This window comes from Klebsiella sp. C239 (assembly GCF_048822715.1).
Lineage (GTDB): Bacteria > Pseudomonadota > Gammaproteobacteria > Enterobacterales > Enterobacteriaceae > Klebsiella > Klebsiella quasipneumoniae.
The window spans coordinates 238,982-250,976 of record NZ_JBMEZK010000001.1; the positions used below are offsets into that span (position 1 = coordinate 238,982).

The window sequence follows — 11,995 nt, forward strand, 5'->3', positions numbered from 1 at the left end:
GGGGTGAATTGAACATGACCTTAAAAGAATTATTGGTGGGGTTCGGCACCCAGGTCCGCAGTATCTGGATGATTGGCCTGCATGCCTTCGCCAAACGTGAAACCCGGATGTACCCGGAAGAGCCGGTCTATCTGCCGCCGCGCTATCGCGGCAGGATTGTGCTGACGCGCGATCCGGACGGTGCAGAGCGCTGCGTCGCCTGTAACCTGTGTGCGGTAGCCTGCCCGGTGGGCTGTATTTCGCTGCAGAAAGCAGAGACGGTAGACGGCCGCTGGTACCCTGAGTTCTTCCGCATCAACTTCTCACGCTGCATCTTCTGCGGTCTGTGCGAAGAAGCGTGCCCGACCACGGCGATCCAGTTGACCCCTGACTTCGAGCTGGGTGAATACAAACGTCAGGATCTGGTGTACGAAAAAGAGGATCTGCTGATTTCCGGTCCGGGCAAATACCCGGAATATAACTTCTACCGGATGGCGGGTATGGCAATCGACGGCAAAGATAAGGGCGAAGCGGAAAACGAAGCTAAGCCGATCGACGTCAAGAGCCTGTTACCGTAAGGAGAGGGCAATGGAATTCGCTTTTTATATCTGTGGCCTGATCGCCATCCTCGCAACCTTGCGGGTCGTCACCCACACCAATCCGGTGCATGCGCTGCTGTACCTGATCATTTCGCTGTTAGCGATTGCCGGGGTGTTCTTCTCGCTGGGCGCGTACTTCGCCGGGGCGCTGGAGATTATCGTCTACGCTGGGGCCATTATGGTGCTGTTCGTCTTCGTGGTGATGATGCTCAACCTGGGCGGCAGCGAAATCGAACAGGAACGCAAATGGCTGCAGCCGGGGATCTGGATTGGCCCGGCCATCCTCTCCGCAGTGCTGCTGGTGGTTATCGTTTACGCCATTCTGGGGATTAACGACCAGGGTATCGACGGCGCGGCAATCAACGCTAAAGAAGTGGGTATTGCGCTGTTTGGGCCGTACGTCCTGGCGGTGGAGCTGGCCTCCATGCTGCTGCTGGCGGGCCTGGTGGTCGCCTTCCACATCGGTCGCGAAGAGCGCGCCGGCGAGGTGCTGAGCAACCGCGTGAACGACAGCGACAAAAGAAAAACGGAGGAACACGCATGATCCCCTTAACACATGGACTGATCCTCGCGGCCATCCTGTTTGTGCTTGGTCTGACGGGGCTGGTGATCCGCCGCAATCTGCTGTTTATGTTGATCAGCCTGGAAATCATGATTAACGCCGCCGCGCTGGCCTTTGTGGTGGCGGGCAGCTACTGGGGCCAGGCAGATGGTCAGATTATGTATATCCTCGCCATCAGCCTTGCGGCTGCGGAAGCGAGTATCGGTCTGGCGCTGCTGCTGCAGCTCCATCGTCGCCGCCAGAACCTGAACATCGATTCAGTAAGTGAGTTGCGTGGATGAACATGCTTGCCTTAACCATTCTTTTGCCATTGATTGGCTTTGTGCTGCTGGCCTTCTCCCGCGGGCGCTGGTCGGAAAACCTTTCCGCCACCGTTGGCATGGGCTCGGTAGGCCTGGCGGCGCTGGTCACCGCCTACGTCGGCGTTGACTTTTTCGCTAACGGCAAACAGGCGGTCAGCGTGCCGCTGTGGACCTGGATGTCGGTTGGGGATTTCAACATCGGCTTCAACCTGGTGCTGGACGGCCTGTCGCTGACCATGCTCTCCGTGGTGACCGGCGTCGGCTTCCTGATCCATATGTTCGCCTCCTGGTATATGCGCGGTGAAGAGGGCTATTCCCGCTTCTTCGCCTACACCAACCTGTTTATCGCCAGCATGGTGGTCCTGGTACTGGCCGATAACCTGCTGCTGATGTACCTGGGTTGGGAAGGGGTGGGTCTCTGCTCTTACCTGCTGATCGGTTTCTACTACACCGATCCGAAGAACGGCGCCGCAGCGATGAAAGCGTTTGTGGTGACCCGCGTCGGCGACGTGTTCCTCGCCTTCGCGCTGTTCATTCTTTATAACGAACTGGGTACCCTCAACTTCCGCGAAATGGTTGAGCTGGCGCCGCAGCACTTCGCTAACGGCAGCACCACGCTGCAGTGGGCGACGCTGATGCTGCTCGGCGGCGCGGTCGGTAAATCCGCCCAGCTGCCGCTGCAAACGTGGCTTGCCGATGCGATGGCGGGTCCGACGCCAGTCTCCGCGCTGATCCACGCCGCCACCATGGTTACCGCGGGCGTCTACCTGATCGCCCGTACCCACGGTCTGTTCCTGATGACGCCGGAAGTGCTGCATCTGGTCGGGATCGTCGGGGCGGTAACGCTGGTGCTGGCGGGCTTCGCCGCGCTGGTGCAGACCGACATCAAACGCGTTCTCGCTTACTCCACCATGAGCCAGATTGGCTACATGTTCCTCGCGCTGGGCGTGCAGGCATGGGATGCGGCGATTTTCCATCTGATGACCCACGCGTTCTTTAAAGCGCTGCTGTTCCTGTCGTCGGGTTCGGTGATTCTCGCCTGCCATCACGAACAGAACATCTTCAAGATGGGCGGCCTGCGCAAATCTATTCCGCTGGTGTACGTCTGCTTCCTGGTGGGGGGCGCGGCGCTGTCCGCTCTGCCGCTCATTACCGCAGGCTTCTTCAGTAAGGATGAGATTCTGGCGGGGGCGATGGCCAACGGCCATATCAACCTGATGGTGGCGGGCCTGGTCGGCGCCTTTATGACCTCGCTGTACACCTTCCGCATGATTTTCATCGTGTTCCACGGTAAAGAGCAAATTCACGCGCACGCAGGGAAGGGGATCACCCATCATCTGCCGCTGATTGTGCTGCTGGTGCTGTCCACCTTCGTTGGCGCGCTGATCGTGCCGCCGCTGGAAGGCGTCCTGCCGCAGACCACTGAACTGGCGCACGGCAACGTGATGACGCTGGAGATTGCCTCCGGGATCATCGCCATTGCCGGCATCCTGATCGCCGCATGGCTGTGGCTGGGCAAACGCACCCTGGTGACCTCTATCGCCAACAGCGCGCCTGGCCGCTTCTTCGGTACCTGGTGGTTCCATGCCTGGGGCTTCGACTGGTTATACGACAAAGTCTTCGTTAAGCCATTCCTCGGCATTGCCTGGCTGCTGAAGAGCGATCCGCTGAACGCATTGATGAACATCCCGGCGATCCTCTCCCGCTTCGCAGGTAAAGGCCTGCTGGTGAGCGAGAACGGCTATCTGCGCTGGTATGTGGCGTCAATGAGCATCGGCGCGGTGGTGGTGCTGGCGCTGCTGATGGTATTGCGTTGAGTTTGAGAACCATTGTGTTGCCCGGCGGCGCGCTGCTTGCCGGGCCTACGAGACCGTAGGTCGGGTAAGCGTTAGCGCCACCCGACAAAACAAGCCTCAAACCGAAGTGAATTTTCTGTGAGAATTCGTTGAAAATCAGGTCGTTAAGGACAGGCATTATCGGCGAAGTCAACGTGGACGCCGCCTGCGCGGAGCAACCGGAGCGTATTAAAGTACGTGAGGATTGTGAGCACAGCCGGAGTTCGCTATGACGAGTAAGATAGCCTGAACCGGACTTAAATAAGGAATAAAAATCACCATGTTATTGCCTTGGTTGATATTAATCCCCTTTATCGGCGGCTTCCTGTGCTGGCAGACCGAACGCTTTGGCGTGAAAGTGCCGCGCTGGATCGCGCTGATTACTATGGGACTGACGCTGGCGCTTGGCCTGCAGCTGTGGATGCAGGGCGGCTATTCTCTGACGCAATCCGCGGGTATTCCGCAGTGGCAGTCTGAGTTCGTGCTGCCGTGGATCCCACGCTTCGGCATTAGCATTCATCTGGCGATCGACGGCCTGTCGCTGCTGATGGTGGTGCTGACCGGCCTGCTCGGCGTGCTGGCGGTGCTCTGTTCCTGGCGCGAAATCGAAAAATACCAGGGATTCTTCCACCTCAACCTGATGTGGATCCTGGGCGGCGTCATCGGCGTGTTCCTCGCCATCGACATGTTCCTGTTCTTCTTCTTCTGGGAAATGATGTTGGTGCCGATGTACTTCCTGATCGCGCTGTGGGGCCACAAAGCCTCTGACGGTAAAACGCGTATCACGGCGGCCACCAAGTTCTTCATCTACACCCAGGCGAGCGGCCTGGTGATGCTGATCGCCATTCTGGCGCTGGCATTCGTCCACTTCAACGCCACCGGCGTGTGGACTTTCAACTATGAAGAGCTGTTGAAAACCCCGATGTCCCACGGCGTGGAATACCTGCTGATGCTCGGCTTCTTCATCGCCTTCGCGGTGAAAATGCCGGTGGTGCCGCTGCACGGCTGGCTGCCGGACGCCCACTCCCAGGCGCCGACCGCCGGTTCCGTCGACCTCGCGGGGATCCTGCTGAAAACCGCGGCCTACGGTCTGCTGCGCTTTGCGCTGCCGCTGTTCCCGAACGCCTCCGCCGAGTTTGCGCCCATCGCGATGTGGCTGGGCGTGATCGGGATCTTCTACGGCGCGTGGATGGCCTTTGCGCAGACGGATATCAAACGTCTTATCGCCTACACCTCCGTGTCCCACATGGGCTTCGTGCTGATTGCTATCTACACCGGCAGCCAGCTGGCGTATCAGGGGGCGGTGATCCAGATGATTGCTCACGGTCTCTCCGCGGCGGGTCTGTTTATTCTCTGCGGCCAGCTGTACGAACGTCTGCATACCCGTGACATGCGTCAGATGGGCGGTCTGTGGAGCAAAATCAAATGGCTGCCGGCGATGTCGATGTTCTTCGCCGTCGCCACCCTGGGGATGCCGGGCACGGGTAACTTCGTCGGCGAATTTATGATCCTGTTCGGCAGCTATAAAGTGGTGCCGGTGATCACCGTGATCTCGACCTTTGGTCTGGTATTCGCGTCCGTTTACTCGCTGTCGATGCTGCATCGCGCTTATTTCGGTAAAGCGAAAAGCGAAATCGCGGCGAAAGCGCTGCCGGGGATGTCCCTGCGTGAACTGTCTATCATCCTGCTGCTGGTGGTGCTGCTGGTGCTGTTGGGCTTCTTCCCGCAGCCGATCCTCGACACCTCGCATGCTGCAATGAGCAACATTCAGCAGTGGTTTGTTAATTCTGTTTCTACTACAAGGCCGTAATTCGCCATGACAATAACTCCACAACAACTGATCGCACTGCTACCGCTGCTGATCGTCGGCTTGACGGTGGTGGTTGTGATGCTCTCCATTGCGTGGCGACGCAATCATTTTCTCAATGCCACGCTGTCGGTTCTCGGGCTTAACGCCGCGCTGGTCTCGCTCTGGTTCGTCGGCCAGAACGGGGCGATGGACGTCACGCCGCTGATCCGCGTTGACGGCTACGCCATGCTCTATACCGGGCTGGTGCTGCTGGCGAGCCTCGCGACCTGTACTTTCGCCTACCCGTGGCTTGAGGGTTACAAGGACAACAAAGAAGAGTTCTACCTGCTGGTGTTGATTGCCGCCCTGGGCGGCATTCTGCTGGCCGGTGCGAATCATCTGGCGGCGCTGTTCCTCGGCATCGAGTTGATCTCCTTGCCGCTGTTCGGCCTGGTCGGCTACGCCTTCCGCCAGAAGCGTTCGCTGGAAGCGAGCATCAAATACACCATCCTCTCCGCGGCAGCCTCCTCTTTCCTGCTGTTCGGTATGGCGCTGGTGTATGCGAACTCCGGCAACCTGTCCTTCCTTGCGCTGGGCAAGAGCCTGGCGGACAACACCCTGCACGAGCCGCTGCTGCTGGCGGGGCTCGGCCTGATGATCGTCGGTCTTGGCTTTAAGCTGTCGCTGGTGCCGTTCCACCTGTGGACGCCGGACGTTTACCAGGGGGCGCCTGCGCCGGTCTCCACCTTCCTGGCGACCGCCAGCAAGATTGCTATCTTCGGCGTGGTGATGCGTCTGTTCCTGTACATGCCGGTGGGCAACAGCGAAGCGGTGCGCGTGGTGCTGGGGCTGATCGCCTTCGCCTCTATCATCTTCGGTAACCTGATGGCGCTGAGCCAGACCAATATCAAACGTCTGCTCGGTTACTCTTCTATCTCCCACCTCGGCTATCTGCTGGTGGCGCTGATCGCCCTGCAAAGCGGCGAAATGTCGATGGAAGCCGTTGGCGTCTACCTGGCCGGCTACCTGTTCAGCAGCCTCGGCGCGTTCGGCGTGGTCAGCCTGATGTCCAGCCCATACCGTGGCCCGGACGCGGACTCGCTGTTCTCCTACCGCGGTCTGTTCTGGCACCGTCCGATCCTGTCGGCGGTGATGACGGTGATGATGCTCTCCCTGGCCGGTATCCCAATGACGCTCGGCTTTATCGGTAAGTTCTACGTGCTGGCCGTCGGTGTTCACGCCCATCTGTGGTGGCTGGTTGCCGCGGTGGTTGTCGGCTCGGCGATCGGTCTCTACTACTACCTGCGCGTGGCGGTGAGTTTGTACCTGAGCGCGCCGGAGCAGCTGAACCGTGATGCGCCGTCGAACTGGCAGTACAGCGCGGGCGGTATCGTGGTGCTGATCTCTGCCCTGCTGGTGCTGGTGCTCGGTATCTGGCCGCAGCCGCTGATTAGCATCGTGCAGCTGGCGACGCCGCTGATGTAAGTTGATTGCCTCAATAAAAAAACCGCCGGAATGGCGGTTTTTTTTATGCCCGGAATGTTACGCCACCCTGTAGACCATAAAGTCTTCCGCCAGCAGGGTGTCCGGGAAAATCTCCCGGCATTCCGCCAGCATCCGCAGGCAGCCTTCGGCATCGTAGCGAGAGCTAAAGTGGGTGGCGATTAGCGTGCCGACCCCCGCTTCTTTGGCAAGCGCTGCGGTCTGCTGACTGGAAGAGTGGCCGCGGCTATTGGCTTTCTCCGCCATCGTCTGCTCCAGCGTGGTTTCGTGCACCATCACATCCGCCCCGCGCGCCATTTCCAGCGCCTGCGGGCAGGGGGCGGTATCGCCGAAGATGGCCAGCGTTTTACCCGGCGTAGCGGGCCCCAGGTAGCGGCTGCCGTCGATCGTCCGGCCATCCGCCAGCGTGACCTGTTCACCGCGCTTAAGCCGGTGAAACAGCGGTCCGGGGGGCACGCCGTCGGCAATCAGCTGGGCGGCGTCGAGGGCGCCGGGCTTGTCATGCTGCTCAATGCGATACCCGTAGCACTCCACCGGATGGCTGAGCGGGAACGCGGTGACCCGATAGCCCTCTTCGTCGAACACCAGACCGGGGCCGACTTCGACGATGGTCAGGGGATAATCGGTCCACGAACCGCTGAGGCGCAGCGCGGTGTCAATGAATTCCTTTATTCCTTTTGGTCCGTAGACCGTCAGCGGCAGCGAATTCCCCTGCATCGAGCGGCTGCACAGCAGGCCGGGCAGGCCGAACAGATGGTCGCCGTGCAGATGGGTAATAAAGATCTTATTCAGTTTGCCTGGATGATGGGGCGTATGCAGAAATTGATGCTGGGTCCCTTCGCCGCAGTCAAACAACCACATTTCGGCGCGGGTTGGCTGTTGCAAATTGAGTATTATCGACGTCATATTACGCGTGCGGGTCGGCACCCCGGCGGATGTCCCCAAAAAAGTTAATTCCATCGTCCAGTGTCCTCAGGGCGAGTCGCAAAGTATCAGTATATCAATAAGGAGCAGCAGATGATGACCTGGCAGGATCTCCATCATAGTGAACTGACCGTTGCCCAGCTGTATGCGCTGCTGAAGCTGCGCAGCGAAGTCTTTGTCGTGGAGCAGCAGTGCGCCTATCAGGATGTCGACGGCGATGATTTGGTCGGGGAAAATCGCCATCTGCTCGGCTGGCGCGATGGCGAACTGGTGGCCTATGCGCGGATCCTTAAAAGCGAAGAGACGTACGATCCGGTGGTGATTGGCCGGGTTATCGTCAGCCCCGCCGCGCGCGGCGAAAAGCTCGGCCATCAGCTGATGGCGCTGGCGCTGGCCAGCTGTCAGCGGCACTGGCCGCAAAAGGCGATTTACCTCGGGGCGCAGGCGCATCTGCAAGCCTTTTACGCCCACTTCGGTTTTACGCCAGTGACTGAGGTCTATGATGAGGATGGCATTCCGCACATCGGCATGGCGCGGGAAAGCCGCGCTCTCTGACCCCCTCAACACTCGCGTCCCAACCTTGTTCCGGGCCGGCGAGCAGGTGAGTTAAAACCCGCTCCCTCGTCATGGGTACTGCTATTCCGCCGTTGAACCCCTTATAATGTGGGGTTTTACTACCGTGGAGGTTTGCGTGCTGTCTGTTTCCACTGCGCTGGCCCGTTTACGTGACGGCCTGAGTGAGCCCTTTCCTGACTCACCCGGCACGCGAATTATCGATATTGCCTTTCCGCTGAATGATGCCTTCGATCCGCTGCTATGGTGCGGCCAGCAGCCGCAGTGGCCGCAGTTCTACTGGCAGCAGCGCAATGGCGACGAGGAGCTGGCGGCGCTGGGGGCGGTAAAAAGCTTTCCCTCGCTCGACGCCGCAAACCGCTTTTTACACCTGGCCGGGCGGCAGGATCTGCGCATCTGCGGCCTGAATGCGTTTGCCCCGCAGCAGGGCCGGCTGGTGCTGCCGCGTCTGGAGTGGCGTCGGTGCGGCGGCAGGGCCGTGATGCGGCTGGTGCTGCACAGCGACCTCTCCCTGCGCGACGATGCCGTGACGGCGCGTGATTTTCTCGCCAGTCTGACCACCGCCCAGGCGACCCCTGGCGGCGTGCCGCCGCTGCTGAGCGAGCGCCACTCCTCCGATTATCCCCAGTGGCAGGCAATGATAGACCAGGCGACGCAGGCCATCGCCGCCGGCGACATGGATAAAGTGGTGCTGGCGCGGGCAACCGACCTGCAGTTTGCCGCCCCGCTGGATGCCGTGAGCATCATGGCCGCCAGCCGCAGCCGCAATCTTAACTGTTTTCATTTCCTGATGGCGTTCAATGCCCGGCAGGCGTTTTTCGGCTCCACGCCGGAGCGGCTGTGGCGCCGGCGCGGCGCGCTGCTGCGCACCGAAGCGCTGGCGGGCACCGTCGCTAATCATCAGGATGACGCGAAGGCGCAGCAGCTGGCCGACTGGTTGATGAAAGACGACAAAAATCAGCGGGAAAACATGCTGGTGGTGGAGGATATCTGCCAGCGCCTGCAGAGTGAGGCCTCGACGCTGGACGTTCTGCCGCCGCAGGTGGTGAGGCTGCGCAAGGTGCAGCATCTCCGACGCTGCATCTGGACCGAGCTGGCGGAGCCTGACGACAGCCGCTGTCTGCTGCAGCTCCAGCCCACCGCCGCGGTGGCCGGCCTGCCGCGGCAGGCGGCGCTGGCATTCATTCAGCGCCATGAACCTTTTTCCCGTGAATGGTACGCCGGCTCCGCCGGGTATCTGTCGCTGGCGCAAAGCGAGTTTTGCGTGGCGCTGCGTTCGGCGAAAGTGGACAACGACACTCTGCGACTGTATGCCGGGGCGGGGATCGTCAGCGGCTCCGATGCGCAGCAGGAGTGGCAGGAGATTGACAACAAAGCGGCCGGGCTGCGCTCGCTGCTGTGTCCATAAGACGGGAATGACGATGCATATCAAAACGCTGTCACTTTGCCTTATCTATACTTAGCATCAATATTTGATACCGGACAATTTCATGTCAGTAAGCGCATTTAACCGACGCTGGGCGGCGGTGATCCTGGAAGCTTTAACGCGCCACGGCGTGCAGCATATCTGCATTGCGCCGGGCTCGCGCTCGACACCCTTAACCCTGGCGGCGGCGGAAAACCGCGCCTTTATCCATCATACCCATTTTGACGAACGCGGCCTTGGCCACCTGGCGCTCGGTCTGGCGAAAGCCAGTCGCCAGCCGGTGGCGGTTATTGTGACCTCCGGGACCGCCACCGCGAACCTATATCCGGCGCTGATTGAGGCGGGGCTTACCGGGGAAAAGCTGATTCTCCTGACCGCCGACCGTCCGCCGGAGCTGATCGACTGCGGCGCCAATCAGGCGATTCGTCAGCCGGGGATGTTCGCCTCCCATCCGTCGCAGACGATTTCTCTGCCGCGTCCCTCGCAGGATATTTCCGCCCGCTGGCTGGTCTCGACCCTCGACCAGGCCTTGGGCGAGCTGCACGCCGGCGGGGTGCATATCAACTGCCCGTTCGCCGAACCGCTGTATGGCGATATGGATGATACCGGCGTGGAGTGGCAGCAGCAGCTCGGCAACTGGTGGCAGAGCGATAAACCCTGGTTACGTCAGGCGCTGCAGATGGAAAGTGAGAAACAGCGCGACTGGTTCTTCTGGCGGCAAAAGCGCGGCGTGGTCGTGGCGGGCAGAATGAGCGCCGCCGAAGGGAAAAAAGTGGCCGAGTGGGCGCAAACCCTCGGCTGGCCGCTGATCGGCGATATCCTGTCACAGACCGGGCAGCCGCTGCCGTGCGCTGACCTGTGGCTGGGCAACGGCAAAGCGGTGAGCGAGCTGGCGCAGGCGCAGATCGTGGTTCAGCTCGGCAGCAGCCTGACCGGCAAGCGGGTCCTGCAGTGGCAGGCCACCTGCGAGCCTGATGAATACTGGCTGGTGGACAATCTGCCCGGCCGTCTCGATCCGGCGCAGCACCGCGGCCGTCGTCTGCTCGCCAGCATTGACCGCTGGCTTGAGCTTCACCCGGCGGAGAAACGCCAGCCGTGGGCGACGGCTATTCCTGAACTGGCCCGACAGGCGTGGGAGGCGGCGGTCGCCAGCAACGAACCCTTTGGCGAAGCGCAGCTGGCGCAGCGAATTCGGCGCTATCTGCCGGAACAGGGGCAATTGTTTGTCGGCAACAGCCTGGTGGTGCGCCTGATCGACGCCCTGGCGCAGCTGCCGGCTGGCTACCCGGTTTACAGCAACCGCGGCGCCAGCGGCATTGATGGCTTGATCGCCACCGCCGCCGGCGTCCAGCGCGCCAGCGCCCGGCCAACCCTGGCTATCGTCGGCGATCTTTCGGCGCTGTACGATCTCAACTCGCTGGCCCTGCTGCGCCAGGCGTCGGCGCCGTTGGTGCTGATCGTGGTGAACAACAACGGCGGGCAGATTTTCTCCATGCTGCCGACGCCGCAGGACGAGCGGCGCCAGTTCTACTTAATGCCGCAGGACGTTGATTTCAGCCACGCGGCGGCGATGTTCGGCCTGGTCTATCATCGCCCGGCTGACTGGCAGGCGCTGGATGAGGCGCTGGCCGGCGCCTGGCGCAGGGCAGGGGCGACGGTGATTGAGCTGGCGGTCAATGAGACCGACGGCACGCAGACCCTCCAGCAGCTGCTGGCGCAGGTAAGTCGCCTGTGACCCTCAGCGCTGCAGTCGAACATGGCCAGCCGGGTTATCCCTGGCTGGTCTTTCTGCACGGTTTTTCCGGCGACCGCCATGAGTGGCGGGAAGTAGGCGACGCGTTTCGCGCCTGGCCGCGGCTGTATCTCGATCTGCCGGGCCACGGCGGCTCGGCGGATATCGCGGTGCAGGACTTTGCCGGGGTCAATATTCTGCTGCAGGCTACGCTTAATAGTTACAACATACTTAACTACTGGCTGATCGGTTACTCGCTGGGGGGCCGGGTGGCGATGAACTTCGCCTGCCAGCCGCGCGCGGGCCTGTGCGGCCTGATCGTTGAGGGCGGCCATCCGGGGCTGCAGGATGCCGAAGCGCGGCAGGCGCGGCGCAGCAACGACAGCGCCTGGGCGGAACGTTTTCGCCATGAGCCGTTGGCGCAGGTCTTTGCCGACTGGTATCAGCAGCCGGTCTTCGCTTCACTGGATGCCGGGCAGCGCGCGGCGCTGGTCGCCTTACGCAGCCGGAACAACGGCGCGACGCTGGCCGAGATGCTGCAGGCGACCTCCCTTGCCGGGCAGGCCGATCTGCGCGCGTCCCTGCAGGCGCGCGATTTCCCCTTTCATTACCTGTGCGGCGAGCGCGACGCGAAGTTTCGTGCCATCGCGCAGGCGCTCGCGGCGGATCTCCATCTTATTCACCATGCCGGACACAACGCGCACCGGGACAACCCGGCGGCGGTGATTGCCTGTCTGGCGCAGATTCTGGCAAGTTAACTGAAGGACATTC

Annotated in this window: 11 protein-coding genes; 10 read left to right on the forward strand and 1 reads right to left on the reverse strand. The window is 61.2% G+C overall.

The window, feature by feature from the left end:
• Positions 1-14: 14 nt before the first annotated feature.
• The 6 genes from nuoI to nuoN all read left to right on the forward strand — a co-directional run bounded on the left by nuoI (position 15) and on the right by nuoN (position 6,551).
• On the forward strand, positions 15-557 hold the full coding sequence (nuoI, locus tag ACOI6Z_RS01175) for an NADH-quinone oxidoreductase subunit NuoI (RefSeq protein ID WP_002913152.1): 543 nt from the start codon (positions 15-17) through the stop codon (positions 555-557).
• A 10-nt stretch (positions 558-567) separates the two neighbouring features.
• A complete protein-coding gene (gene nuoJ / locus ACOI6Z_RS01180; protein WP_004201743.1) occupies positions 568-1,122 on the forward strand; it encodes an NADH-quinone oxidoreductase subunit J in 555 nt (184 codons plus the stop codon).
• On the forward strand, positions 1,119-1,421 hold the full coding sequence (gene nuoK / locus ACOI6Z_RS01185; RefSeq protein WP_002913148.1) for an NADH-quinone oxidoreductase subunit NuoK: 303 nt from the start codon (positions 1,119-1,121) through the stop codon (positions 1,419-1,421). Before nuoJ ends, nuoK begins: the two co-directional genes overlap by 4 nt.
• Positions 1,418-3,259, forward strand: a complete 1,842-nt coding sequence (nuoL, locus tag ACOI6Z_RS01190; RefSeq protein ID WP_032453592.1) for an NADH-quinone oxidoreductase subunit L — start codon at positions 1,418-1,420, stop codon at positions 3,257-3,259. The genes nuoK and nuoL overlap by 4 nt, the downstream gene beginning before the upstream one ends.
• 298 nt (positions 3,260-3,557) lie before the next feature.
• Positions 3,558-5,087, forward strand: coding sequence for an NADH-quinone oxidoreductase subunit M (gene nuoM / locus ACOI6Z_RS01195; RefSeq protein ID WP_048297929.1), 1,530 nt, complete (start codon positions 3,558-3,560; stop codon positions 5,085-5,087).
• Positions 5,088-5,093: 6 nt separating this feature from the next.
• Complete coding sequence (nuoN, locus tag ACOI6Z_RS01200; RefSeq protein ID WP_004201737.1) at positions 5,094-6,551, forward strand: NADH-quinone oxidoreductase subunit NuoN; 1,458 nt, start codon at positions 5,094-5,096, stop codon at positions 6,549-6,551.
• 57 nt (positions 6,552-6,608) lie between these two features.
• Here the strand turns inward: nuoN and rnz are convergent, their stop codons facing one another.
• On the reverse strand, positions 6,609-7,529 hold the full coding sequence (rnz, locus tag ACOI6Z_RS01205; RefSeq protein WP_065812263.1) for a ribonuclease Z: 921 nt from the start codon (positions 7,527-7,529) through the stop codon (positions 6,609-6,611).
• Between the two features lie 57 nt (positions 7,530-7,586).
• On the opposite strand from rnz, the gene ACOI6Z_RS01210 reads away from it, so the two are divergent.
• The 4 genes from ACOI6Z_RS01210 (at position 7,587) to menH (ending at position 11,982) form a co-directional block, all read left to right on the forward strand.
• Entirely contained in the window at positions 7,587-8,048 is a 462-nt protein-coding gene (locus tag ACOI6Z_RS01210) for a GNAT family N-acetyltransferase (RefSeq protein WP_065812264.1), read from the forward strand.
• A gap of 136 nt (positions 8,049-8,184) precedes the next feature.
• Complete coding sequence (menF, locus tag ACOI6Z_RS01215; RefSeq protein WP_065812265.1) at positions 8,185-9,474, forward strand: isochorismate synthase MenF; 1,290 nt, start codon at positions 8,185-8,187, stop codon at positions 9,472-9,474.
• A gap of 82 nt (positions 9,475-9,556) precedes the next feature.
• On the forward strand, positions 9,557-11,227 hold the full coding sequence (gene menD / locus ACOI6Z_RS01220; protein WP_023290506.1) for a 2-succinyl-5-enolpyruvyl-6-hydroxy-3-cyclohexene-1-carboxylic-acid synthase: 1,671 nt from the start codon (positions 9,557-9,559) through the stop codon (positions 11,225-11,227).
• Entirely contained in the window at positions 11,224-11,982 is a 759-nt protein-coding gene (gene menH / locus ACOI6Z_RS01225) for a 2-succinyl-6-hydroxy-2,4-cyclohexadiene-1-carboxylate synthase (protein ID WP_065812266.1), read from the forward strand. Before menD ends, menH begins: the two co-directional genes overlap by 4 nt.
• Positions 11,983-11,995: the final 13 nt, after the last annotated feature.